The following is a 24772-nucleotide window of genomic DNA, read 5'->3' on the forward strand; positions in this document are numbered from 1 at the left end:
CCGGCCCTGACGGGGGGCGTCGAGGCGAGACCGTCTCCGTCCGGCGGGAATCGGCTCGCGGCGGATCCTTCGCGACGACGCGGCGGGTGGCCGGAGCGGGATCGTCACGGTGCACGCGGCCGCACGGCCGAGGTCTGCTCCTGTACGCCGGCCGGCGGCCGGCGCGCGCCTCCTGTCAGTCGTGCTGCGATCGCTGGAACGACGACGACGAGCGCCCTCGTCGATCGCATCCGCACACCGCCGCGACGCGGATCGCGACTAGCCTCGGAGGGTGTTCCTGACCGAGCCGTACGGCTTCCGCGACCGCTCCGCCCTCGACGAGCGCCGGGCCCTGCTCGAGGACGAGCCCTCGGTGCAGCCCCTCCGGGCGTTCCGCGAGGAGCTCCTCGCCCGGCGCACCCGCAGGCATCCCGGTGCCGTCGTGCCCGACTTCGACCCGGCCGAGGCGGGCGTCGAGGCGCGCGCGCTCCTCGTGCTGGAGGCCCCGGGACCGATGTCGGCGGGCCCCGACGGCTCCGGCTTCGTCTCCGTCGACAACGACGACGCGACGGCCGCGGCGACCTGGGCCCTCCGCGACGAGGTCGGACTGCACGCCCGCACGCTGGTCTGGAACATCGTGCCCTGGCGGCTTGACGGCGTCCCCGACGCGGACGAGGTGCGGCAGGGCGCGATGGAGCTGCGCCGGCTCCTGCCGCTGCTCCCCGACCTGCGGGTCGTCGTCAACGCCGGGACCGCGCCGACCAGCGGCTGGAAGAAGAACATCGAGCCGTACCTGGTCGACGGCCCGACCGTCATCGACTCCTGGAGCCCCGGCCAGCGGGCCATGAACCAGCCCCGCAAGCGCGACGAGCTCAAGCGCGCCCTCGAGCGCGCGACGCACCTGGTCGGCTGACCACCGCAGGGCGCCACTCGCCGTGCTCGCGCGCTCGACCCGCGCTCCAGGCGTCACGAACGGTCGTCATCGAGCCGGTGAGAGGACCGTTCGTGGCACCTCGCAGTGCGGGCGGAGGAAGAGGACGATCGACTCCTGGAGCCCCGGCCGACGGGCGACGAACCAGTTCCGCAAGCGCGACGAGCTCGAGCGCGCCCTCGAGCGCGCCGCGCAGCCGGTCGACTGACCGCCGCCCGGGGCCGTCCGCCCGCGCGAGCCGCTCCTGACCGAGCCGACGTCCTCCGATCCCGGTGCCGGCCCCCATCAGGCGCTGCGCTCGTGCCCGCATCGCGGACGCACGAGCGCCTCCGGCGCCCGGCCCGCGCACTTGACCGCGCCCGCTCCGCCGTCCATACTCGTCAAAACGAACTAAGAGTTCATCTAGTGAACTCCTACTCCCTCAACGACGAGCGGAAGGAACACCCCATGGGGTTGGCTGTCTGGGCCCTCATCGCGTACATCGCGGTCATCGTGATCTGGAGCGTCGCACTCAAGCGCGGGATCGGCGAGGCCATGGTCGTCGGCTTCCTCGTCGTCTGCGCGTTCGGCGGGAGCGACTTCCTCCGCCTCGTGCTCGTCGGCATGCAGGCCGCCTTCGACCAGGAGATCGTGTTCGCCGCGCTGGCGTTCACGTTCATCGGCTTCCTGCTCGCCTCCACCGGCGTGATCGACCGGCAGGTCGATCTGCTGAACTCGCTCCTCGGCCGCCTCCGCGGCGGAGCGGGCTACGTCGCGACCGTCGGCTCCGCTCTCTTCGGCGCGGTCGCGCACTCCGGCTCGGCCAACGCGGCGACCATGGGCTCGGTCGCGATCCCGTGGATGAAGCGCTCGAACTGGCCGCCGCACGTCGCCGCGACGCTGATCGCCGGGAACGCCGGCAACGGCACGGTGATCCCGCCCAGCGCGTCGTTCTTCATCCTGATCGGCACCGCGACGGTCGCGCCCTACATCTCGATCGACCAGCTGCTCCTGGCGATGTTCGCCGCCGCCGCCTGGTGCATCCTGTGGCGCCTGATCGTCGTCTTCTACTTCGTGCGCAAGTACAAGATCGGCCGGGTCGCCGCCGCCGACATCCTGCCCTTCGCCACCTCGTTCCGGCGCGGCTGGACCTCGCTGCTCGTCTTCCTGGGCATCGTCATCCCCGTCGTCGTCACCCTCGGCCCGACGGGCGAGGCGCTGACCGGCGTGCTCGGCGAGGACGTCATGGACTCGATCAGCATCATCGTGTGGATCCCGGTGCTGCTCGGCCTGTTCGCCGCCGCACTCGGCTGGCGCGGCCTGCCGAAGTCGGGCCGGGAGTGGTACGGCTTCGTCGCGAAGACCGCGCCCCGCTACCGCGACATCGGCGCCACCCTGGTCTTCGCCTTCGCCGGCGGCGCCGTGCTCACCGAGCTCGGGCTCGCGGAGCAGCTCTCGAGCGTGCTCAACGGGCTCGACGCCTCCCCGGTCGTGATGTCGATCATCGTCGCCGTGCTGGTCGTCCTGGTCGCGGGGCCCCTCAGCTCGACCGCCACCATCGCGACCATCGGAGGCATCGGCTTCAGCGTCCTGGTCGCCTCCGGCGTCGATCCGATCCTCGCCGCCTGCGTCGTCCTTGTGGCCGCCTCCACCGAGGGCGCCTCCCCGCCCGGCGCCTCCGCGATCTACATCGCGACCGGCATCGCGCAGGTCAACCCGGTGAAGACGTTCGTGCCGCTGATCATGCTCTACGTCCTCCCGATCCTGGTCATCGCCGCCCTCATCGGGCCGGGATGGCTGCCGGTGCCGCACTGATGCGCACCCGATCCGCCCTCCTCCCGCCCTCGTCCTGGAGTCTCTGATGTCCGAAGAATCCGCCCCCCGCGACACTCCCCACGGGCCCGGCCGCCAGCGGGTGATCTCGCTGATGACCACGGTCTTCGTGGTCCTGCTCGTCACCATGCTCGTGCTCGGCACGATCCTCGTCCTGCTGCAGATCGTCGGCCTGATCGTCGTGAACGGAGCCTTCATCTCCGGTGTCTCGGCCGCGCTCAGCCCGTGGACCTTCGGCGTCGCCGGCGTGCTCGGCATCTGGACGCTCCTCCTCTCCTACGCCCACGGCTGGAAGCCCGCCGACTAGGCGGGCACCTCGACACGGAACGAGACCGACATGACCGAGAAGACCCTCCTCGAGCGGTTCGCCGCCCTCCCCGTCGCCAACGTCGGCGACTCCATGGACCGCCTGGGCGTGGTGGACGCCGCGATCCGGCCCGTCTGGCGCGGTGCCCGTCTCGCGGGGCCCGCCTTCACGGTCGAGGTCGCCGGCGGGGACAACGCCGGCATCCACGAGGCGATCCCGCAGCTCAGCCCCGGCGACGTCCTCGTCGTCAACGGCCACGGCGTGCAGGACCGCGCTCTCGTCGGCGAGCTCATCGGCGAGCGACTGCGGAAGGCCGGCTGCATCGGCATCGTCCTCGACGGAGCCCTCCGCGACGTCGACGACCTGGAGGAGATGGGCTTCCCCGCCTTCGCCCGCTCCGTCAGCCCCGCGGGTCCGTACAGGAACGGTCCCTACCGGCTCGGCGTTCCCGTCGCGATCGGGTCGGTCGTCGTGTCGCCCGGCGACCTCGTGCTCGGCGACTCGGACGGCCTGGCCGTGGTCCCGCGCGATCAGGCCGAGGCCGTGCTGGAGCGCGCGGAGGCCAAGCACGCCGCCGAGTCCGAGACGCGGAAGAGCATCCTGGCGGAACCGTGACCAGCGCCCGGGACAATGGGGGGCATGGCCCAGACTCCCGCGGACGCGTCCGCCTCGACCGTCCGCAGCATCGACCGGGCGCTCGACCTGCTCGAGCTGCTCGAGCGGAGCGATGCGCCGCTGCGCCTGGTCGAGCTGAGCCGGGGTTCCGGGCTGCAGAACGCCACCGTCCTCCGGATCCTCGGCTCCCTGCAGCACCGCGGTCTCGTCGCCACCGAGAACGGGCTCTACCGCCTGGGACCGGCAGCTCTCGGGATGGGGCACGGCTACCTGGCCACCGATCCCCTGAGCAGCCGCGCCCGCCCGGTTCTGCAGCAGCTGGCCGGCAGCACGGGCCTGACCGCGTCGCTCTACGTCCGGATCGGAGACTCCCGCATCCTGACGGTCCGCGTCGACGGGCAGGACCCGCTGCGCTACCAGCTCCCGCTCGGGCGCCGGCTCCCGCTCCACGTCGGAGCCGGGAAGAACATCCTGGCCGCGCTGCCGGCCGACGAGCTCGAGCGCATCCTCGACCGGATCGGCGACACCGACACCGCGGCCGGCGAGCGGATCACGGCGGCGGAGCTGCGTGCGCAGCTCGAGCAGGTCCGCCGCGACGGCTCCCACATCTCCATCAATGAGCGGGAGACCGGCGTCGCCGCCGTGAGCGTCCCCCTGCAGGACGCCTCCGGTGACGTGATCGCCGCGATCTCGGCCTCGGGCCCCCTCGAGACCACTCCCCGCGCCCACCTCGAGGCGCAGGTGCCAGAACTGCGCCGAGCGGCAGCCGCCCTCCAGCGCTGACCAGCCGGCTCGCACGAGCGTCCGGCGAAGGAAAGGACACTCGATGCGAATCGGATTCATCGGACTCGGCGAGGCCGGAGCCCTCTACGCGGCGGCCGCCGCGGCCCACGGCGACACCGTCTCGGGCTACGACCCGGCAGCGCCCTCGACCCCCGAGGGCGTGGAGCGGACCCCGGACCTGGCCGGAGCCGTCGCCTCCGCCGATCTGGTGATCGTGCTGACCGCCGCCTCCCTCAGCGAGCGGATCGCGCACGACACGGCGCCGCACCTGCGCGAGGGAGCCGTCTACGCCGACTTCACCACCGCCTCCCCCGCCACGATGGAGGCGGTCGAGCGCACGATCGAGGGTGCGGGCGCCCGGTTCGCGGACGTCGCGATCCTCGGCCCGGTGCCGGCGAAGGGCGCGCGGACCGAGACGATCGTGAGCGGCACCGCGGCGGCCGACGTCGAGGCCTACCTCCTCTCCCTCGGCGCGGAGGTCGAGCGGATCGACGGACCCGCCGGAGTCGCCACCTCTCGGAAGCTCCTGCGCAGCGTCCTCATGAAGAGCCTCGCCGCCGTGGTCGTCGAAGCGGTCACCGCCGGACGCGCGGCCGGCTGCGAGCCGTGGATCCGCGAGCAGATCGCGGCGCAGCTCTCGGGCGACGTCGAGGCGAAGATCGAGCGCTACGAGACCGGGAGCCGCAAGCACGCCGTCCGGCGCAGTCACGAGATGACCGCGGTCGTGGAGTACCTCGGCTCCCTGGAGGTGCCGTCCGAGATGTCCGCCGCTTCCGAGCGGTTCCTGCAGCGCCTCGCGGACGAGGAGGCGGGAGCCGGCCGCTAGCTCCCGCCGACGGTCTGCTGCCCGAGCACCGCGAGCAGCTCGAGCTTCCCGTAGCTCTCGCTGCCGGGCGCCGCGGTGTAGACGAGGAGCCGGTGCGACTGGTCCGGATCGAGCAGGGTCTGGCAGTTCAGCTCGAGCAGCCCCACCGCCGGATGCACGAAGCGCTTGACCTCGCTCGGGCGCACGCCGACCTCGCGCGTCTCCCAGAGGAGCCGCAGCTCGGCGCTGCGCGCGAGGGTGAGGTCGGCCAGGTGGGCGGCCGGCGTGCCCGGCCCGCGGAGGGCGACGAGCTCGCGCAGGTGCGAGGCGTAGAGGCGCGACAGGAAGGCGTGCTCCTCCGGGGCGTACCGCTGCCTCGCGTCGGGATCGGCGAACCACCGGTAGCCGAAGCTGCGCGACGGGCCGTCGAACCGCGAGGCGTCGCCGGTCAGCGCGATGCTCAGCGGAGTCTGCCGGAGCGTCTCCCCCAGCTCCGTGACGATCTCGGCCGGGGTGTCGACCAGGCGGACCCGGACGCGGTCACCGCCTGACGGGCCGACGGCGCGACGACGGGATCGGGCCGGCTCAGGAGGAGGAGCGCGCGGCCCGCAGCGTGTCCGCCGCCTGCTGGGCGGCGCGGCGCACGTCGCGGTCGGGGTCGCGCAGCATCGCCGTCAGCGTGCCCTCGACGCTGGCGGCGAACTCGCCCTTCTCGTCGCGACCCGACGTCGTCCCGGCGACGGCCGCGGCGACGAGCGCGCGGGCTCCGGCGGCACGGACGCGGGGATGCGCGTCGGTGGTGAGTCGGGCGAGCTTCTTCTGGCCGCCGAGGACGCGCTCGGCGCAGACGCGGGCGCACATCTCGCGGACGCGCCAGGAGGAGTTCGCGAGTCCGGCGATCACCGCGTCGGCGGCGTCGTCGTCCCAGACGTAGAGGAGCGCGCGGGCGCCCCAGAGCTCGGGCCAGTAGAGGGAGGGTGCTCCCTTGAGGATCCCGTCGGCGTGCTCGCCGCCCACGGTGAGGAGGAAGGACTCGCCCTCGTACCCGCCGGTGAGCAGGGCCGCGGATCGCAGAGCGACGACGCGCTCCCCCTCGCGGGCGACCTGCGCGCGCAGGCGCTCCTCGAGCGGATCGGTGAGGGTGACGGTCGGTTCGTTGTCGCGTGCCATGAGGCTCCCGAGAGTACCCGCCCGTGCGGCCTCCAGGGCGGCCCGTCCCGGCGGATCGCGCGACCCGGCGGCCGATCCGCGTCCGCTCAGCAGGCGCCCACCGGCCGTCCGGGCCCGTCTGGCTATGCTGGTCCCACCTCCGGCAGCCGAGCCTCCTCCGCCTCGTCCGCGCCTGAGGAGCGCGGCTCACCCGCCCGGGGAGCGGAGGAGGTCCTCTCATGGCCGATCGGCCGAACCTCCGCCATGTCGCGGCGGTCGCGGGCGTCTCGCACATGACCGTGTCGCGTGTGCTCAGCGGGCACCCCAACATCAAGGAGTCGACCCGCCAGAAGGTCCTCGAGGCGGTCGACGAGCTCAACTACCGGCCGAACATCGCCGCCCGCTCCCTCGTCACGCAGCGCACCGACCGCATCGGCGTGATGATCGAGAGCGGCGCCGAGTACGGGCCGTCGAGCACCCTCCGCGCGATCGAGCGCGCCGCCCGCGAGAAGGGGTACTCGATCACCTCCGTCGCGCTGCGGCCGGACCTCGAGATGACCCCCACCGACGCGATCGACCACCTGATGGGCCTCGGGATCGACGCGCTCTGCGTGATCGCGCCGCGCTCCTCCTCGGTGGCGACCCTCCGCACCGTCGAGATCGGCGTGCCGACGCTCGTGGTGAAGAGCGACAAGGACCCGAGCTTCCTCACCGTCTCGGTCGACCAGCAGGCCGGCATGTTCCAGGCCGTCGACCACCTGGGCAACCTCGGCCACCGCGACGTGCTGCACCTCTCCGGCCCCCTCGACTGGCTCGACGCACGGGCCCGCGAGCGCGCCTTCCACAGCCGCGCGAAGTCGTGGGGGATGCACGAGCGCCCGATCGTCATCGGCGACTGGACCCCGGATTCCGGGTACGACTTCGCCGCGAGCCTGCAGTCGGTCCCCGACTTCACCGCGATGGTCGTCGCGAACGACGAGATGGCGCTCGGAGTGATCCACGGCCTCGTCGAGCGGGGGATCCGCGTGCCCGAGGACGTGAGCATCGTCGGCTTCGACGACCTGCCCACCGCGCGCCACTTCCTCCCGCCGCTGACGACGGTCCGCCAGGACTTCGACAAGCTCGGGACCACGGTCGCCGAGGTGATCCACGCGCGGATCCGCGGCCAGGAGATCCCGCAGCGCACCCGGATCCCCACGGAGCTGGTGATCCGCTCCTCCACGGCCGCTCCCCGATCGTGACCCTCCTGTTCCCGTCCCGCCGCACGCGCTCGCGTATCATCGGCGGCAGCCCCTGGCACGCCGGACCCTGACGGCGCGCCGCACACGAACCGAGGACGGCACGTGGCGATCTCATCGAGGACGACCCGGAGTTCCGCGGCACCCGTCGTCGAGATGACCGGCATCCGCGTCTCCTTCGCCTCCGGACCCGCTCTGAAGGACGGGAACCTGCGGCTGGTGCCGGGCGAGATCCACGGGCTGATGGGCGAGAACGGCGCGGGCAAGTCCACGCTGATCAAGACCCTCACCGGCATCCACCAGCCCGACGCGGGCGAGATCCTCGTCGACGGCGTCGCCCGCCGCTTCAGCGGCCCCGCGGAGGCGAAGGCCGCCGGCATCACGGCCGTGTTCCAGGACGAGCGCCTCACCGACAACCTCAGCATCGGCGAGAACGTGATGCTCGGCCACGAGGTCCGCGGCCGCTTCGGCATCTCCTGGTCGCGCACCCACGACCGGGCGGCCGAGATGCTCGCCGAGCTGGGCCTGGAGGACCTCGACTCCCACCTGCCGCTGCGCTCGCTCTCCCCGGCGATCCGCCAGCTGGTCGCGATCAGCCGGGCGATGGTGGACCGGCCGCGCGTGCTGGTGCTCGACGAGCCCACCTCGAGCCTCGACCTCAGCGACGTGGCCCGCCTCTTCACCGTGCTGCGGAGGCTCCGCGACCAGGGTGTGGCGATCCTGTTCGTCTCGCACTTCCTCGAGCAGGTCCTCACCCTCAGCGACCGGCTGACCGTTCTGCGCGACGGCGGCACCGTGGGCGAGTACCCGGCCCACACCATGGACCGCGCCGAGCTGATCGCGAAGATGATCGGGAAGGACATCGACGCGCTGAGGCAGATCGGCTCCGACCGCCGCGAGCACCGCCGCCAGCCCGTCGGCCCGGCGATCTACCGCGCGCACGGCATCGGCCGCCGCGGCGCCGTGGGCCCGACGGATCTGGAGCTGCACCGCGGCGAGATCGTGGGCTTCGCGGGCCTGCGCGGCTCGGGGCGCACCGAGCTGGCGTCCCTGGTGAGCGGAGTGGAGAAGCCGGACACCGGTGAGGTGCTGATCGACGGCGAGCCCGCCCACATCTCCGATCCGGTGTCGGGCCTGCGCCACCGCATCGCGCACTCGAGCGAGAACCGGCGCGAGGACGGGATCATCGGCGACCTCTCCCTCCGCGAGAACCTCGTGCTCGGCCTGCAGGCGCTGCGCGGCTGGGCGCACCCGCTCTCGGCCGCCGAGACGGACACGCTGGTGCGCACCTACGTCGAGGCGCTGAACATCTCGCCGGCCGACCCGGACATCCCGGTGAAGTACCTCTCCGGGGGCAACCAGCAGAAGGTGGTGCTCGCGCGGTGGCTCGCGACCCGTCCGCGGCTGCTCGTGCTCGACGAGCCGGCGCGCGGGATCGACGTGGCGTCGAAGGTCGAGATCCAGGCGCACATCGCGCAGCTCGCGAAGGAGGGGGTGACCGTCGTCTACATCTCGTCCGAGCTGGAGGAGGTGGTGCGCCTCAGCGACCGCATCGTCGTCTTCAAGGACCGCGAGAAGATCGGCGAGGTCAGCAACGGCCCCTGGCTCACCGTCGACACCATCGTCGAGATGATCGCCGCCGACCGCGACGACGACCTCGACGACGACGAGGACTGACCTCCCCCGCGGATCGAGCGGGTCCCGTTCGGGCGCCGGGCCTGCGAGGATCCGGGGGTGGACGATCAGCGACCGGACGAGCTCGCGGAGCTGCAGCGGCGCGCGTACGGCCGCGGCTCCGACATCGAGCGGGACCCCGGCGCGCTCGCCCGGCTCTCCGCGCTCGAAGCCCGCGCGCATCCCGCCCCGGACACCGCGCAGCCGGACGCGGCGGCTCCCGAGGAGGCCGCACCTCCCGCGGACGCCCCCGCCGATGAAGCGTCCGACCCCCTCGACCACGTCCCGCCCCGCCGCTCCCGTCGGCGCGGCCTCCTCCTCCTCGCCGCGCTGGCCGCGACGGCCGCCGTCGCCGTGGGCGCCACCCTCCTCGCCACCGCCGGGGACGGTCAGCCCGGCCGCGAGGTCGCCGTGCTGCCCCTGTCGAACGGCACCGACCTCCCCGGCTGGGAGGGACTGGGATTCGACGGCTCGGTGACCACCGAGGACTTCGGCGGGCTCACCGTCGTGAGGCAGAGCCGACCCGCCGACACGGGGCTCACCGTCGTCCGCCAGCGCCGATCCGCGAGCGACGGCTCGTGCCTGTACATCGTCCGCACCGCCGAGCCGCAGGACGGCCTGTTCTTCCAGGGGTGCACGGCCGGCGCGTTCCCCGCCGTCGCGCAGTTCACCGTCACCTCGACGGCGCCGGAGGCCCTGCGGGAGCGCTTCGCGGTCGGCACGTCGCTGCGCTTCACCCTCGAGGGCGACGAGATCCGCGTCCGATCCGACGCCCCCTGAGAGCCCCGCGACCGGATCGTTACCGAAGCACCGTGCCGCGCTGTTGCGTGACAAGAATTGTTCACGGTAACATTTCGACGCGGCGCTGCTTCGGCCGGCGCCCACTGCACATCCTGCACTCACCGCACCTCGGGCCGCTAGGCCCGCATTCGAGGCCCTTCGGGGTCCACCATCTCGGGCGCGCTCTCCGTGCCCGCGATCTCAAGGAGGAGATCTATGTCCAAGACGAGGCGTATCGGCCAGTTCCTGGGTTTCGCAGCAGTCGGCGCACTCGCGTTCGGACTCGCGGGCTGCTCGGGCGGTTCCGGCTCCGACTCGGGCTCCGGCTCGAGCGGTGACCTCACCACCGTCGGATTCGTGGCCGTCGGCCCCGAGGGCGCGTGGCGCCAGGCGAACGAGACCAACATCGAGGACACGTTCACCAAGGACGCCGGCTTCGACCTGAAGTACGCACCCGCCACCAACGGAGACCAGAAGTCGCAGATCGACTCCTTCACCTCCTTCGTGGACGAGGGCGTCGACATCATCCTGCTCTCCGCCACGGAGGGCTCCGGCTGGGAGGACTCGCTCGAGCGCGCCCAGGAGGCCGAGATCCCGGTCATCCTGATCGACCGCGGCATCGAGCCGGACAACACCGACCTCTACGTGACCCGCATCGCGCCGGACAACATCGCGGTCAGCACCTCGGTCGCCGACTGGGCCAAGACCACCTTCCCGAGCGGCGCGAAGTACTTCACGCTCGAGGGCCCCGCGGGCGTCTCGGTCGTCAACGAGCGCAACGAGGGCTGGGACGAGGTCATCGGCGCCGACTCGAAGTTCACCAAGATCGGCGCGCAGACCGCGAACTGGTCCACCGAGGAAGCCAAGAGCGTCTTCGAGACCGTCCTGAAGTCGAACAACAACGACGTCCAGCTGGTCTTCGCCCAGAACGACGAGATGGGCCTCGGCGCCGTCCAGGCCGTCCAGGAGGCCGGCCTCACCCCCGGCACCGACGTCAAGATCGCCACGATCGACGGCACCAAGAACGCCCTGCAGGCGCTGGCCGACGGCGAGCTGAGCTTCGTCGCCGAGTACAACCCGCTGTTCGGCGAGACCGCCCTCGACGCGGTCGAGAAGACTCTGGCCGGCGAGACGGTCGAGTCCTCGATCGTCGTCCCGAGCGAGACCTTCGACTCGCCCGAGGCCGCCGCCACCGCGCTGCCCGACCGCAAGTTCTAGTCGCTCAGCACCACCGGTCGCCCGGCGTCGTCCTCGACGCGGCACCAGTCCCCCGGAGCGACCGGGGCCGGCTCTCCCGCCGGCCCCGGTCGCTCCGACCCTTCGGCGCACCCGCTCGGCTGCGCCCCGCTCGAGAACGGAACGACGCGACATGACAGGTTCGCCTCCGATCGTCGAGATGAAGAACATCTCGATCAGCTTCCCCGGCGTGAAAGCCCTCGACGGCGTCGACTTCCGCCTGTTCCCGGGCGAGGTCCACACCCTCATGGGTGAGAACGGCGCCGGCAAGTCCACGCTCATCAAGGCCCTCACCGGCGTCTACCGCATCGACAGCGGCGACATCGTGATCGACGGGGAGACCCGTCGCCTCACCGGCACCGCCGACTCGCAGGCCGCGGGCATCTCCACCGTGTACCAGGAGGTCAACCTGGTCGCGAACCTCTCCATCGGAGAGAACGTGATGCTCGGCTACGAGGTCCGCGGACCCTTCGGCATCAACTGGAAGGCCACCCACCAGGCCGCGAAGGTCGCGCTCGAGAAGCTCGGCCTCGGCCACCTCAACACGCGCCAGTCGCTCGCCTCGCTCTCGATCGCGATGCAGCAGCTCGTCGCGATCAGCCGCTCGACGGTGAGCGACTCCAAGGTGCTCATCCTCGACGAGCCGACCTCGAGCCTGGACGCGAACGAGGTCGAGAACCTCTTCGTCGTCATCCGCCGCCTGCGCGCGGAGGGCGTCGCGATCCTCTTCGTCTCCCACTTCCTCGACCAGGTCTACGCGATCAGCGACCGCCTGACGGTGCTGCGCAACGGCACCTTCGTCGGCGAGTACCTGACCCACGAGCTCGACCGCACCTCGCTGATCTCGAAGATGATCGGCAAGGACATCGCGGCGCTGCGCTCCCTCGACTCCGAGCGCGAGAGCCAGGACCACCTCTACCGCGACGCCCCGCTCTACACCGCGAAGGGCATCGGCAAGAAGGGCTCCATCGAGAGCACCGACCTGACGCTGCACCGCGGCGAGGTCGTCGGCTTCGCCGGGCTCCTCGGCTCCGGCCGCACCGAGCTCGCGCGCCTGATCTACGGCGTCGACAAGCCCGACACCGGCGAGATCACCATGCACGGCAAGAAGATCGACGTCCCGACGCCGACCGCCGGCCTCGCCCACAAGATCGCGTTCTCGAGCGAGAACCGCCGCGACGAGGGCATCATCCGCGACCTCTCGGTCCGCGAGAACCTCATCCTCGGCGTGCAGGCCAAGCGCGGCTGGGCTCGCCCCCTCTCCAAGAAGGAGAAGGACGAGATCGTCGGCAAGTACCTCGTCGAGCTCAACGTGCGCCCGGCCGACCCCGACCGCCCGATCAGCAAGCTCTCCGGCGGCAACCAGCAGAAGGTCCTCCTCGGCCGCTGGCTCGCCACCGCCCCCGAGATCCTCATCCTCGACGAGCCGACCCGCGGCATCGACGTCGGAGCGAAGGCCGAGATCCAGGAGAAGGTCGTCGCCCTCGCCGGCGAGGGCGTCGCCGTGGTCTTCATCTCGTCCGAGCTCGACGAGGTCGTCCGCCTCAGCGACCGCATCATCGTCCTGAAGGACCACCGCGTGATCGCGGAGATCCTCAACGGTCCCGCTGTCACTGCGGAGTCGATCGTCACTACCATCGCCGCAGAGGGAGTCGTCGACGAGGACGTCGTCGTCCTCGAGAGCGCCACGCAGGAGGCCGCATCATGAGCAGCGACACCCGACCCGCCCGGGGATCCGTCCTCGGCGGGATCATCCGCCGCCAGTACTTCTGGGGAGTCGTGGCGATCGCCCTGCTCCTCCTCGTCAACGTCGTCAAGGACCCGGGCTACCTGGCCGTCTCGGTCAGCCCCACCACCGGCTACCTCGTCGGCAACGTCATCGACATCGCCCGCGCCGCCGCTCCGATCCTGATGATCGCCGTCGGCATGTGCCTGGTCGTCGCGACGGGGGGCATCGACCTCTCCGTCGGCTCGATCATGGTCGTCGCCGGCGCCGTCTCGATGGAGTTCCTCAACTCCGCGGGAGCGCCCGACTCGCTCGGCGCCGCAGCGGGAGCCTTCGCGGTCGCCCTCCTGGTGGCCGCCGTGCTCGGAGCCGTGAACGGCGTCCTGGTCTCGGTGGTGGGCCTCCAGCCCTTCATCAGCACGCTCGTCGTGATGCTCGCGGGCCGCGGCCTGGCGAAGGTCATCACGGGCGGTCAGAACACCGCCGCCACCAACGAGCCCTTCCGCTGGCTCGCGAACGGGTACGTCTTCGGGCTCCCGGTCGTGTTCCTCCTCGCCATCGCCATCGTCGTGGTCGTCGGAGTCCTGGTGCGCCGCAGCGCGCTCGGCCTGATGATCGAGGCCATCGGCATGGACCCGAAGGCGGCCCGCCTCGCGGGCATCAACCGCCGGGGCCTGCTGATGACCGCCTACATCGGCAGCGGCATCCTCGCCGGAGTCGCGGGCGTCTTCGCCACCGCGAGCGTGATGACGGTCGACGTCTCGCGCACCGGCTACCAGCTCGAGCTCGACGCGATCCTCGCGGTCGTCATCGGCGGCACCTCGCTCGCCGGCGGCAAGTTCAACATCACCGGAGCCGCCGTGGGCGCGATCCTGATCGCCACCCTCGACAAGACCGTCGTGTTCCTCGGAGTCTCGTCCTCCGCGACGCCCGCCTTCAAGGCGATCGTCATCGTCGCGCTCTGCCTCCTGCAGTCCGAGCGCGTCCGCTCCGCCTTCAAGTCCCGTCGCGAGGCGCGCCGCAGCGTCCCGCAGAAAGAGGCGATCCCCGCATGAGTGCCGTGATGACCCGCTCCGCCCCTCCGGCGAGCACCAAGCGCACCTCCGGGGCGCGCGGCTGGCTGAGCCAGCACCTGGACAAGCTGCCCACCCTGGCCGCGCTGATCATCTTCTTCGGGATGATCGTCTACGGCGAGGCCGCCTACGGCCGCATCCTGCAGGCGAGCACGATCTCGAACCTGCTGGTCAACAACGCGCACCTGATCATCCTCGCCGTGGGCCTCACCTTCGTGATCCTCACCGGCGGCATCGACCTCTCGGTCGGCGCGGTGATCGCGTTCAGCAGCGTGAGCGGCGTGCTCCTGATCAACGCCGGCTGGAACCCCTGGCTCGTGATGGTCCTGATGGTCGTGATCGGCGCCCTGTTCGGCGTGATCTCCGGCGTCCTGATCCAGTACTTCAACGTGCAGCCGTTCATCGCGACACTCGCGATGATGTTCCTGGCCCGCGGTCTCGCCTCGATGCTGAGCACCGTCCCGGAGCGCCTCCCCGAGGACTCGGCCGTGCTGAGCCTGGCCACCCCGATCAAGCTGATCGACGGCCCGAAGGTGAACGACTTCGTCATCAGCCCCGGCGTGATCATCGCGATCCTCGTCGTGGCCGGAGCGTTCTTCGTGCTGCACCGCACCCGCCTGGGCCGCACGGTGTACGCGATGGGCGGCTCCGAGCAGTCGGCGGCCCTGATGGGCCTCCCGGTCGTGCGGACCAAGCTGTTCATCTACATCATCAGCGGCACCCTCGCCGGTCTCGCCGGCGTGGTCTACACGGCCCGCCTCGGCAGCGCGCAGAACATCACCGGCACCGGCTGGGAGCTCGACGCCATCGCGGCGACCGTCATCGGCGGCACGCTGCTCACGGGAGGCGTCGGCTTCGTCCTCGGCTCGGTGGTCGGCGCCCTGGTGCTCGGCCTGATGAACGTCCTGATCACCCGCGACGGCGGCATCCCGCCGGAGGCGACCACGATCATCACCGGAGGCATCCTCCTGGTCTTCGTCCTCCTCCAGCGCGCCGTCATGGCCCGCAGCAAGACCTGACCGGGCTCACGCCCGAGCACCCGACGCCCCCTCGTCCCCCGCGGACGAGGGGGCGTCGACGCGCTCGGACCGTCCGGCGGTGTCAGCGGGCTCCGGCGAGCCGGTCGAGCGCGCGCACGGCCTGCCCGACCGACGCGAAGCCCGACTCCTCGGCGAGCCGCGCCAGGTCCGCGGCGGTGCGCGGCCGCGAGCCGATCCGGCGCCGGAGGGTCCCGGCCCGTCGCGTCTCGATCTCCGCACAGGGCTCGCGGCCGAGGACTGCGAAGGCCTCCCGGAGTGCGCCCGCGGACACCTGCAGCTCCCGTTCCAGCAGGTCGGCGGTGAAGCCGGGATCCCGATGGCGCTCCTCGATGACCGCCAGGGCGTCGGCGTAGACGTGATCCGGACGGCGGCCCGAGCGCCGCGGAGCGCTGTGCTCGACGATCGCCTCGAGCATCAGCTCGCCCGCCCGCATCGCGCTCGGGGAGGCGTCGGCGCCGAGGCCGCTCTCGAGCAGACTGTTCGCGAAGGCGCGCAACGGGGACCAGACCGGCTTCGGCACCGGCACCACCTCTCCGAGGCGGTCGCAGACCCACTGGCTCCGCCGGGCGGTCCCGTCGAGGTCCCAGACGTACGCGAGGGTCGACCGGGTGAAGTCGACCCGTCCGGGTGACCGGGCGTCGAGGACGACGACGGTGTCAGGCCCGAGATCGAGGCTCTCACCCCGGTGCTCGACGGAGGCTCCACCCTCGACGGTCAGGACCGCGTGCACACCGGCCGAGGCGCCCGAGTGCTCGGCGCGCTCCGGGTCGAGACGGAGCCCCCTCGGCGCCCACACCCTCGTCAGGCGGCGTCCGGGCCACCCTGCGACAGCGATCCGCAGCCCCGACGCGCCCGCCGCGTGCTCGTTCCACGCCTCGACGACCTGCTCCTGAACCGCCTCCGACCGACCAGCCATCACTCCCCCTGGATTCCGAACGACAGCTTGCTTCGGGGCGTTGCGCCCCGCAGGCATGCCGACCGATCTCCCAGGAGCGGGATCGAACCGGTTCGTTCCACGGCCGAGCGGTGTCACCGCGTCAGGGACGCAGCGGAGCCCGCGGCTCGGGCGGCGCGTCAGCGGCCGTCCGCCAGCCTGCGGAGCGCCCGTTCCGCGGCCTCGACGGAGGTGAACCCCGCTTCCTCCGCCTCACGCGCGAACTCGGAAGACGCCTGCAGCCGGAGGCCCGTCCGGAGGCGGAGCGCTCCCGCCCGGCGCCGGTCGAGCTCCTCCCGGGCGGTCCTGCCCAGGAAGGAGAACGCCCGGGCGACCGTCCGCTCGGACACGAGCAGCTCCCGAGCGAGCTGCCCTGCGCTGAAGGCGGGATCGCCGTACCGGTCCTCGATCAGCGCCATCGCCTCGCCGTAGACCTGGTCGGCACCGCGACGCGTCCACGGGGCACTGCTCTCGACGACCGCCTTCAGGAGGGCCTCGCCCGCCCGCGCGATCGCCGGCTGGTCGGTGAGAGCGGGATCGCCGTCGAGGAGCCCGTTGGTCAGGCCGCGCGCCGGCGACCAGATCGCCTCCCGCACCGGCAGCACCTCGCCCAGCCGCTCCCTGATCCAGCGGCTCCCGAGCACGCTCCCGCCCAGTGACCACGCGTAGGTGACGCTCGGGCGGGGGAAGTCGATCCGCGTCTCGAGCTCCGCGTCGAGGATCACCACATGATTGCGGCGCGCCTCGAGCACCCGCCCCTCCTGGTGGACCCGGCCTCCGCCCTCGACGACCAGGAGCAGATGCGCGCCGGGACCCCGCTCGGCGTGCGGCGACGGATCGAGGCGGCAGCCCTTCGGCGCCCAGATCCGCGCGACCGCTCGACCGGGCGCGCCCGCGCCCTCCATCCGCAGCCCCGGAGCCTCGGTGCCGGCGTCCGGCCACTGGTCGTGGAGGTACTCGTACATCTCCGCTGTCCTCGACCCCATCGAGCGCCCCCCTCCTCGTGGGCACCCTGACGCCGCACCACGTGAAGGATTCGCAGACGTCGCACGCTCCGTTTGTCACGGAACCGGTCACAGCGGGCGTCGACGCTCCCATCGACCGCACCGGCGGAATCCCTGCGGAACGGGCGATGGCCAGAAACACCTGATCAGGGTTCCTTTCGCCTCCTCCCCGTCCCTCGGGACGGCGGTGGAGCCCACCCTCCCCTCCTCACCGGGACGCCACTTCCTCCTCACCTGGCCCCGACCGCTTGGGTCGACCGAGTGCCCGCGGGAAGACTCCCCCACGGTGCGGCGCCCGTCGCACCCGCCGAAGCAGCCGAGCTGACGATCCCCGTCCTCCGAGCAGGCCGCCGGCGAGAAGACAGACCGAGGAGCTTCACCGTGACTTCCGACACCACCCCCGCTGGACAGGGTCCGCTGACGCGACGCACCGTCGTCGCCGGCGCCACCTGGTCCCTGCCCGTGATCGCGGCAGCGACGGCCACCCCGGCCGCCGCCGCTTCGACCACCCAGACACTCGCCTTCAGCTCCGTCCCGTCGAACAGCATCGCCTGCACGGCCACGACGGCGCCGATCACGATGACGCTCACCGGCGGCACCGTCTCGAACGTGCCCGTGCGGGTGACGCTCCCGGCCGGCTTCCGGTTCCGATCGGGCGCGACCGGCACCTACCTGACCGATGGGAGCGGAGTCGCCACCATCCCGGCGGGCGACGTCATCGCCGGCCCCTCGACCGGCACCGTCACCGCCGCCGGCGGCTCCGCGCAGACGAGCACCTCGCTCCCGGTCCGGCAGACCGGCGTGCTGCAGTACGGCCAGGGACTCGCCTCCGTCCCGGAGAACTCCGGATTCGTGCGCACCTACTCGCAGGGCGCGGGCGGCAACGTCTCGATCAAGGCGAACGGCGATGTCTGGCAGTACACGAGGGCCAAGTCGTGGGAGAAGATCGGCACGGGCGCCTCGTCGGAGCCCGACACCGCCGGGATGACCCAGCAGAATTCGGACGGGTCCTTCAACGCCCACTGGATCAAGAACGGGGTCCTGCAGTACTACAAGGGCGCCGCGACGGTCCCGAGCAACTCCGGCTTCGTCCGCACCTACAGCCAGGGCGCGGACGGGAACGTCTCCGTGAAGGCGAACGGCGACATCTGGCAGTACGACGGGAGGAACTGGAACCCGATCGGCACCGGCGCCAGCACCGAGCCCAGTGCCGCCGGCATCACCCGGGACCCTGCGGGAGTCCTGAAAGCCGTCTGGATCAAGAACGGAGTGGTCCAGCTGGGTGACGGTCCCGCTGCAGTGGCGGGCAACTCCGGATTCGTCCGCGTCTACGCCCTGGGAGAGCGAGGCGCCGTCGCCGTGAAGTCGAACGGCGACATCTGGCAGTACACGCCCCGGAGGGACACTCCGTGGGTCCGGATCGGAACGGGCGCCAGCACCGAGCCGAGCGCAGCCGGCTTCACGCAGCAGCAGGACGGCACGGTCAACGTCCACTGGATCAAGAACGGGGTCCTGCAGTACAGCACCGGACTCGCGTCCGTCGAGCAGAACTCCGGGTTCGTCCGCACCTACGGCCAGGGCGCCGATGGGAACGTCTCTGTGAAGGCGAACGGCGACGTCTGGTACTTCGACCGCCTGGCGAACCGATGGCGCCGGATCGGCACCGGCGCCAGCACCGAGCCCAGCGCCGCCGGACTCACCCTGGCGCAGGACGGGACGGTGAGCGCCCACTGGATCAAGACGACGACCGCCTGCGCCTGATCCGCGCCCGGCGGCCCTCTCCGCCCGCGTCCCGCCGGACCGCGGGCGGGAGGGCCGCCTCCGCCCTTCCGCCACGTACGGGCGCCTCGTCCGCCGAGGAACGCGCCGCCCCGCACCGGCACCCCCTTTCCCTGCCTAGCGTGGTTCCCGCCCGCCCATTCCGTCCCCGCTGCGAAGGAGCCCGGTGACCGCTTCCGAGCAGCCGGCCGCCCTGCGCGGTCTCGTCGAGACGCTGCAGCTGAGCGGCCCCCGCGTGGAGGCCTGGCTGAGAAGCATCCGGTGGTCGGCCGATGGAGCTCCGCCCCTGCACCTCGCCGGAGACGTGCTCGCCGTCGACGGCTTCCGGCTGAGCCGCCTCTGGCACACGCCCGGCACCCTCCGGACGGATCCGCCCCTCCTCCCCCGCGACCGGGCCGAGGTCGACCTGATCGTGCCGGTCGCGGGCGAGGTCGTCGTCGACGGCCCTCTCGACTCCGCTCGCCTGCGGCCCGGCGGGCTCGCCCTCCTCCGGCGCGACGACTCCGCGCGGTTCCAGGCGGAGGAGGACTCCGCCTGGCTGGCGCTGAGGACGTCCTGGGGCAGACTCGGCCTCACGAGCGCGCTCGCGGACGAGCCGTCCTGCACGCTGCCCGCCGCCGACAGCTACAGCGGGGCCTTCGTCTCCCTCATCAATGCGACCCTCAACGCGGATCTCTCGGCGGGCGAACCCGGATTCGGCGAGCTGCGCCGGGCGCTCGAGGCGGCCGCATCGGCCCTCGTCAAGCAGAGCCTGCACCCCTCCCTCCCCGAGGACGGACTCGAGGGCGTGCTGCTCCGCGCGATCGCCGTCATCGAAGCGGAGGCGGGTGACGCGGACTTCACCGCGAGCGAGCTCACGAGGCGGCTCGGCGTCTCGCGGGCGACACTGGACCGCGCCTTTCACCGCCGAGGCACGACCGTGGCCGCGACCCTCCGCGAGCGGCGCGTGCACCTCGCCGCGTCGCTGCTCGCCGCGAGTCCGTCGCTCTCGCCGTCGGCCCGCGCGGCCGTGGCCGAGCAGGCCGGCTTCCGGACACTGAGGGCGATGGACCGCGCCCTGAGCCGTTCGCGCGACGACCATCGCGACTGAGCCGGCCGGACACCGGCGCCTGCTCCGCTCAGGGATGCTCGCGAGATCGTCGAACCGGTTCGCCTCCATCGGGAGTGTCGGGAAATGTTCCGGTTAGGCTCTTCACGTTGACGTCAACATAGTGTTACCGTGAACATCGCCGCGTACGAAGCCGGCACACTCCCTCCCTCAGCAATGGTGCCGACCCTGGAGCAAAGCGCGATGAAGCCTTTCCTGCGACCACTCGTCCTCGTGACGGCCGTGGCCCTCACCGTCCCTCTCCTGACGGCCCAGTCGGCGAGCGCCGATCCGTCCGACAGCCTCGTCCTGCGCTACGCGCTCGACGAGACCAGCGGCACCGTCGCTGCCGACAGCTCGGGCAACAACCGCACCGGCACGCTCGTGAACGGAGCCGCACCCCGCGGAGCCGCCGGCGTCGTGCTCGACGGCACCGACGACTACGTGAAGCTGCCCGACAACGTCCTCGCCGGCTTGAACTCGATCACGGTCAGCACCGAGGTCCTGGTGAACGCGAACCAGGGAACGCCCTACTTCATCTGGGGGCTCGGGAACACGACGAACGGCGCCGGGAACGGCTACCTCTACACGACGGGCAACGGCTACAAGGCCTCCATCGCCACCGGCAACTGGACCACCGAGCAGACCGTGAACTCGAACGCGAACCTCGCGCGCAGCGTCTGGAAGACCCTGACCTACACGCTCGACGACGCGAGCGACACCGCCCGCCTCTACCTCGACGGCACCCAGGTCGCGCAGCAGACCGGGGTGACCATCACTCCCGCCGCGATCGGCAACGGCGCCACCACCGCGAACGCGATCGGCCGCTCCGTCTACACCGGTGACAAGACGCTCGCCGGCTCGGTCCGCGACTTCCGCGTCTACAGCACCGCGCTCAGCGCGGCCGACGTCGCGACCCTCCAGGCCTCGGACAGCACCCGCGTCTCCCGCGACTCCGCGGCCCTGGACCTCGGGAATCTCTCCTCGGTCTCGGCGAACCTCACCCTCCCGACCACCGGCCCGAACGGCTCCGCCGTCGCCTGGGCCTCGAGCAACGCCGCGGTCGTCTCGACCAGCGGAGTCGTCACGCCGCCCGCGACCGGGGTCGCCTCGGTGACGCTGACCGCCACGACCACCCGCGGCTCGGCCTCGGCGACCCGCACCTTCACCGCCACCGTGCCCGCGAAGGACGTCAACGCCGACGCCCAGAAGGCGCTGGACGCCCTCTCGATCGTCAACGCCGGAGACGTCCGCGGCAACGTGACGCTCCCCGCGAAGGCCGGCGCGTACGACGTCGCCTGGTCCTCCTCGAACACCGCCGTGCTCAGCACGACCGGCGTCGTCAAGCGCCAGGTCGCCGCCACGCCGGTCACGCTCACCGCGACGATCGCCGGCACCACCGCGACCCGGCAGCTGCCCGTCACGGTCACCGCGGCTCCCGCGAACCTCGACACCGAGTACGACGCGGGCTACCTCTGGACTCACTTCGCCGCGACCGACTACGAGAAGATCTACTTCGGCTCCAGCACCGACGGTCTGCACTGGTCGAAGCTGAACAACGACAAGGCCGTGCTCGCCAACCTGGCCGGGACCCTCGGCGTCCGCGACCCGCACCTCGTCCGCTCCCCCGCGGGCGACGAGTACTGGATCCTCGGCACCGATCTGCACGCCGAGGGCAGCGCCGGCGGAGGCTCCTGGGACCAGGTCAACGCCAGCCAGAAGCTCGTCGTGTGGCGCTCCACCGACCTCGTGACCTGGAGCGACCAGAGCCTCGTCTTCGCCGGAGCGGCGAACGCGGGCAACGTCTGGGCCCCCGAGGCGATCTGGGACGAGACGACCGGCCAGTACTACGTCTACTGGTCCGGCCGCGACAAGACGCAGGTGAACACGGACGACTGGGCGCTGCGCGTCTACGTCAGCACCACCCGCGACTTCGTGAACTTCTCGACCCCGACGGTCTGGCTCGACGAGAACTCGTCGACCAACAACGCCGACGGCCCGAACATCATCGACACGACCATCGCGAAGGAGGGGAGCACCTACTACCGCTTCTCCACCTCCGACTGGCGCACCGTCGTGGACAGGGCGACCAGCCTCGCCGGCCCCTGGACCCGCGTCATCGCCCGCGGCGAGGAGAAGTCCCGCGGCCTCTCCGACCACCTCGAGGGCCTCACCGTCTACCAGCTGCCCGACGGCCGCTGGGTCGCGATGGGCGACTCGAACGGCTACACCGCCTACGTCACCGACACCCTCGCCGACATGCGCTTCACGGCGCTGCCCGTCGGCGCGACCGGAGCGAGCACCTACTCGTTCTCGAAGCCCTTCCGCCACGGATCGGTGCTGCGCCTCTCCAGCGCCGAGGAGTCGCGTCTGCTCGCCGCCTACGGGAGCACCACCGGCGGCCCCGCTCCGAAGCCGGCCAACGCGGCCGGCGAGATCCTCCGCTACTCCTTCGACGGCGGCTCGGGCACCACGGTGCGCGACAGCTCGGGCAACAGCCAGAACGGCACGCTGCCCTCGGGCGGCACCTGGAAGGACGGCGCGCTGCAGCTCGACGGCACCGACGACTACGTCAAGCTGCCGAACGACCTGCTCGCCGGCGTCACGGACCTGACGATCCAATCCGACGTGTGGATCGACCCTGCGCAGGCGAGCCCCTACTTCCTCTACGGCCTGGGCAACACCACCAACGGCGCCGGGGACGGCTACCTCTTCACCTCGGGGAACAACTACCGGACCAGCCTCGCCACGGGGAACTGGACCACGGAGCAGACCGTCGCAGGCGGGTCCGCCCTCCCCCGTGGAGCCTGGGCCCACCTGACCTACACGCTGTCCGGCACCACCGGCACGATCTACCTCGACGGCGTGAAGGTCGCCAGCGGCACGGTCACGACCGACCCGAAGGACATCGGCGGCGGATCCACCTCGGCGAACTACATCGGCCGCTCCAACTACGACGGCGACAACCGCTTCCGCGGCCAGATCCGCGAGTTCGCGGTCTACAACCGGGCGCTCAGCGCGACCGAGGTCCTCGCCGCCTCGGGCAACACGACGGCCCTGGTCGACCTGTCGCTCAGCGGCGACGTCCTGAAGACGGCCCCGATCGTCGACTCGGCCGCCAAGACGGTCACCTTCCCGGTGAAGCCCGGGACCGACCTCACGAAGCTCACCCCGACGTTCAGCACCGCGGCCGGAGTCACGGCGAGCCCCGCCTCGGGCACCGTCCGCGACCTCTCCACCCCGCAGACCGTCGTGCTCACGCCCGCCGGCGGCGGCGCGACGACCACGTGGACGCTCAAGGCGGTCACGGTGAAGTCGCCGGTCCTGCCGGGTCTCTACGCCGACCCGAACATCGCGGTCTTCGGCGACACCTACTACATCTACGCGACCACCGACGGGACTCCCGGCTGGGGCGGCAACACCTTCTACGCCTGGTCCTCGAAGAACCTCGTCGACTGGACCCGCTCGGAGAAGCCGTTCCTGACGCTGGACGGCGCGAACGGGAACGTGCCGTGGGCCACCGGGAACGCCTGGGCGCCGACGATCATCGAGAAGGGCGGGAAGTACTACTTCTACTTCTCCGGCCACAACGCCTCGCTGAACCGCAAGACGATCGGAGTCGCGGTCGCGGACAGCCCGATGGGCCCGTTCACGGCGCAGCCGACCGCGATGATCACCAACGGCGAGTCGGTGAACTCGGGCCAGGCCATCGACCCGGCCGCCTTCACCGACCCGAAGACCGGCAAGAGCTACCTCTTCTGGGGCAACGGCTCGCCCGTCTACGCCGAGCTGTCCGACGACATGCTCTCGATCAAGGCCGGCACCATCAAGCGGATCAGCGGTCTGACCGACTTCCGCGAGGGCACCTTCGTGAACTACCGCGACGGGATGTACCACCTCACCTACTCGATCGACGACACCGGATCCGAGAACTACAAGGTCGGCTACGCGACGTCGGCCTCCGTCGACGGACCGTGGACCTACCGCGGCGTGGTCCTCGAGAAGGACCCGTCGCAGGGCATCCTCGCCACCGGCCACAACTCGATCGTCAACGTGCCCGGCACGGACGACTGGTACATCGCCTACCACCGCTTCGCCATCCCCGGCGGCAACGGGACCAACCGCGAGACGACCATCGACCGGGTCACCTTCGACAAGACGACCGGCCTCATGCAGAAGGTCGTCCCGACCCTCACCAGCGTGGCGCCGCAGACGATCGTCGACACCGCGCCGCTCGCGGCCTCCATCACGGGCACGGCGACGGTGGGCAGCACGCTGACCGCCTCCGCCTCCTCCCCGTGGACGGCGACCGGCTTCCAGTGGAAGCGCGGCGGGACCGCGATCAGCGGTGCGACGGCGTCGAGCTACACGCTCACCGCCGCTGACCGCGGAGCGACGATCTCGGTGGCCGTGACCGCCGCGAAGCCGCAGTGGACGCCGGCGACGGCCTCCGCCTCCGTCGGTCCGGTGACCGACGCGGCACCCGCGATCACCGTGACCACGACCTCCACGACGCGCTGCGTCGCCGGGAAGATCGTCGTCACCGCGACCGCCACGAATCCGAACGCCTTCGCCGCGAAGATCGTGATCGGCACGACGTGGGGCTCCAAGAGCTTCGCCGACGTCGCTCCCGGTGCCACCGTCTCGGCCGCCTTCACCACCCGGGCGACCAGCGTGACCGACGGATCCGCGACCGCCACGGCGACCGCGTTCATCGGCGGGAAGCCGGCCACGGCCTCCGCGACCGCCCCCTACTCCGCGGCCGGCTGCAGCTGACCCGCGGGCACGACCCACACCCACTGAGATCGAGCCGGCGACGA

General features: G+C 71.6%; 19 protein-coding genes and 1 pseudogene. 16 read left to right on the top strand and 4 right to left on the bottom strand.

What is annotated here, in order from left to right; translation table 11 throughout:
* Positions 1–271 precede the first annotated feature (271 nt).
* From GSU45_RS14930 to GSU45_RS14955, 6 genes are all read left to right on the top strand, one after another.
* Positions 272–892: a uracil-DNA glycosylase gene (locus tag GSU45_RS14930; RefSeq protein WP_244248135.1), complete on the top strand. Its 621-nt coding sequence runs from the start codon at positions 272–274 to the stop codon at positions 890–892.
* Between the two features lie 465 nt (positions 893–1357).
* On the top strand, positions 1358–2704 hold the full coding sequence (locus GSU45_RS14935) for a TRAP transporter large permease subunit (RefSeq protein WP_159916092.1): 1347 nt from the start codon (positions 1358–1360) through the stop codon (positions 2702–2704).
* 46 nt (positions 2705–2750) lie between these two features.
* Positions 2751–3029 (top strand): hypothetical protein, encoded by a 279-nt coding sequence (locus GSU45_RS14940; protein ID WP_159916094.1) that lies wholly within the window; start codon positions 2751–2753, stop codon positions 3027–3029.
* A 30-nt stretch (positions 3030–3059) separates the two neighbouring features.
* Positions 3060–3644: a methyltransferase gene (locus tag GSU45_RS14945; protein ID WP_159916096.1), complete on the top strand. Its 585-nt coding sequence runs from the start codon at positions 3060–3062 to the stop codon at positions 3642–3644.
* 24 nt (positions 3645–3668) lie between these two features.
* Complete coding sequence (locus GSU45_RS14950; RefSeq protein WP_208543450.1) at positions 3669–4427, top strand: IclR family transcriptional regulator; 759 nt, start codon at positions 3669–3671, stop codon at positions 4425–4427.
* A gap of 43 nt (positions 4428–4470) precedes the next feature.
* Positions 4471–5253 (top strand): NAD(P)-binding domain-containing protein, encoded by a 783-nt coding sequence (locus GSU45_RS14955; RefSeq protein ID WP_159916098.1) that lies wholly within the window; start codon positions 4471–4473, stop codon positions 5251–5253.
* Here GSU45_RS14955 and GSU45_RS14960 read toward each other — a convergent pair.
* Both GSU45_RS14960 and GSU45_RS14965 read right to left on the bottom strand, forming a co-directional pair.
* Positions 5250–5771 (bottom strand): annotated as a pseudogene (locus GSU45_RS14960) (transcriptional regulator); the annotation flags it as partial. The gene GSU45_RS14955 and the pseudogene GSU45_RS14960 overlap by 4 nt on opposite strands.
* 46 nt (positions 5772–5817) lie before the next feature.
* Positions 5818–6402: a HEAT repeat domain-containing protein gene (locus GSU45_RS14965; protein WP_244248136.1), complete on the bottom strand. Its 585-nt coding sequence runs from the start codon at positions 6400–6402 to the stop codon at positions 5818–5820.
* Between the two features lie 218 nt (positions 6403–6620).
* On the opposite strand from GSU45_RS14965, the gene GSU45_RS14970 reads away from it, so the two are divergent.
* From GSU45_RS14970 to GSU45_RS15000, 7 genes are all read left to right on the top strand, one after another.
* Complete coding sequence (locus tag GSU45_RS14970) at positions 6621–7622, top strand: LacI family DNA-binding transcriptional regulator (RefSeq protein ID WP_104238662.1); 1002 nt, start codon at positions 6621–6623, stop codon at positions 7620–7622.
* 153 nt (positions 7623–7775) lie between these two features.
* Positions 7776–9296: a sugar ABC transporter ATP-binding protein gene (locus GSU45_RS14975; RefSeq protein WP_159916100.1), complete on the top strand. Its 1521-nt coding sequence runs from the start codon at positions 7776–7778 to the stop codon at positions 9294–9296.
* Positions 9297–9353: 57 nt separating this feature from the next.
* Complete coding sequence (locus GSU45_RS14980; RefSeq protein WP_159916102.1) at positions 9354–10073, top strand: hypothetical protein; 720 nt, start codon at positions 9354–9356, stop codon at positions 10071–10073.
* A gap of 216 nt (positions 10074–10289) precedes the next feature.
* On the top strand, positions 10290–11291 hold the full coding sequence (locus GSU45_RS14985; protein ID WP_104238659.1) for an ABC transporter substrate-binding protein: 1002 nt from the start codon (positions 10290–10292) through the stop codon (positions 11289–11291).
* 151 nt (positions 11292–11442) lie between these two features.
* Positions 11443–13017, top strand: a complete 1575-nt coding sequence (locus GSU45_RS14990) for a sugar ABC transporter ATP-binding protein (protein ID WP_159916104.1) — start codon at positions 11443–11445, stop codon at positions 13015–13017.
* On the top strand, positions 13014–14090 hold the full coding sequence (locus GSU45_RS14995) for an ABC transporter permease (protein ID WP_104238658.1): 1077 nt from the start codon (positions 13014–13016) through the stop codon (positions 14088–14090). Before GSU45_RS14990 ends, GSU45_RS14995 begins: the two co-directional genes overlap by 4 nt.
* Positions 14087–15127, top strand: a complete 1041-nt coding sequence (locus tag GSU45_RS15000; protein WP_104222391.1) for a sugar ABC transporter permease — start codon at positions 14087–14089, stop codon at positions 15125–15127. The genes GSU45_RS14995 and GSU45_RS15000 overlap by 4 nt, the downstream gene beginning before the upstream one ends.
* 82 nt (positions 15128–15209) lie before the next feature.
* Here the strand turns inward: GSU45_RS15000 and GSU45_RS15005 are convergent, their stop codons facing one another.
* The gene (locus GSU45_RS15005; RefSeq protein WP_159916106.1) at positions 15210–16064 is read right to left on the bottom strand and encodes a hypothetical protein; all 855 of its coding nucleotides are present in this window, start codon (positions 16062–16064) and stop codon (positions 15210–15212) included.
* Between the two features lie 158 nt (positions 16065–16222).
* Positions 16223–17047, bottom strand: a complete 825-nt coding sequence (locus GSU45_RS15010) for a hypothetical protein (RefSeq protein WP_159916108.1) — start codon at positions 17045–17047, stop codon at positions 16223–16225.
* Positions 17048–17467: 420 nt separating this feature from the next.
* Between GSU45_RS15010 and GSU45_RS15015 the strand changes: the two genes are divergently transcribed.
* The 3 genes from GSU45_RS15015 (at position 17468) to GSU45_RS15025 (ending at position 24728) form a co-directional block, all read left to right on the top strand.
* On the top strand, positions 17468–18847 hold the full coding sequence (locus GSU45_RS15015; protein WP_159916110.1) for a hypothetical protein: 1380 nt from the start codon (positions 17468–17470) through the stop codon (positions 18845–18847).
* A 184-nt stretch (positions 18848–19031) separates the two neighbouring features.
* Entirely contained in the window at positions 19032–19955 is a 924-nt protein-coding gene (locus tag GSU45_RS15020; protein WP_159916112.1) for a helix-turn-helix domain-containing protein, read from the top strand.
* Between the two features lie 201 nt (positions 19956–20156).
* Positions 20157–24728, top strand: coding sequence for a family 43 glycosylhydrolase (locus GSU45_RS15025; protein ID WP_159916114.1), 4572 nt, complete (start codon positions 20157–20159; stop codon positions 24726–24728).
* The last annotated feature ends 44 nt before the right edge of the window (positions 24729–24772 follow it).

The sequence above is a fragment of the Rathayibacter sp. VKM Ac-2801 genome (genome assembly GCF_009834245.1).
Classification (GTDB): Bacteria; Actinomycetota; Actinomycetes; order Actinomycetales; family Microbacteriaceae; genus Rathayibacter.

Excerpts from the sequence above, each read along its gene's own strand:
- GSU45_RS14945 (WP_159916096.1), top strand. The coding sequence starts at position 3,060 with ATGACCGAGAAGACCCTCCTCGAGCGGTTCGCCGCCCTCCCCGTCGCC.
- GSU45_RS14990 (WP_159916104.1), top strand. The coding sequence starts at position 11,443 with ATGACAGGTTCGCCTCCGATCGTCGAGATGAAGAACATCTCGATCAGC.
- GSU45_RS14940 (WP_159916094.1), top strand. The coding sequence starts at position 2,751 with ATGTCCGAAGAATCCGCCCCCCGCGACACTCCCCACGGGCCCGGCCGC.
- GSU45_RS14950 (WP_208543450.1), top strand. The coding sequence starts at position 3,669 with ATGGCCCAGACTCCCGCGGACGCGTCCGCCTCGACCGTCCGCAGCATC.
- GSU45_RS14935 (WP_159916092.1), top strand. The coding sequence starts at position 1,358 with ATGGGGTTGGCTGTCTGGGCCCTCATCGCGTACATCGCGGTCATCGTG.
- GSU45_RS15025 (WP_159916114.1), top strand. The coding sequence starts at position 20,157 with ATGAAGCCTTTCCTGCGACCACTCGTCCTCGTGACGGCCGTGGCCCTC.
- GSU45_RS15005 (WP_159916106.1), bottom strand. The coding sequence starts at position 16,064 with ATGGCTGGTCGGTCGGAGGCGGTTCAGGAGCAGGTCGTCGAGGCGTGG.
- GSU45_RS14975 (WP_159916100.1), top strand. The coding sequence starts at position 7,776 with ATGACCGGCATCCGCGTCTCCTTCGCCTCCGGACCCGCTCTGAAGGAC.
- GSU45_RS14955 (WP_159916098.1), top strand. The coding sequence starts at position 4,471 with ATGCGAATCGGATTCATCGGACTCGGCGAGGCCGGAGCCCTCTACGCG.
- GSU45_RS15010 (WP_159916108.1), bottom strand. The coding sequence starts at position 17,047 with ATGTACGAGTACCTCCACGACCAGTGGCCGGACGCCGGCACCGAGGCT.
- GSU45_RS15000 (WP_104222391.1), top strand. The coding sequence starts at position 14,087 with ATGAGTGCCGTGATGACCCGCTCCGCCCCTCCGGCGAGCACCAAGCGC.
- GSU45_RS14985 (WP_104238659.1), top strand. The coding sequence starts at position 10,290 with ATGTCCAAGACGAGGCGTATCGGCCAGTTCCTGGGTTTCGCAGCAGTC.
- GSU45_RS14970 (WP_104238662.1), top strand. The coding sequence starts at position 6,621 with ATGGCCGATCGGCCGAACCTCCGCCATGTCGCGGCGGTCGCGGGCGTC.
- GSU45_RS14995 (WP_104238658.1), top strand. The coding sequence starts at position 13,014 with ATGAGCAGCGACACCCGACCCGCCCGGGGATCCGTCCTCGGCGGGATC.
- GSU45_RS14965 (WP_244248136.1), bottom strand. The coding sequence starts at position 6,402 with ATGGCACGCGACAACGAACCGACCGTCACCCTCACCGATCCGCTCGAG.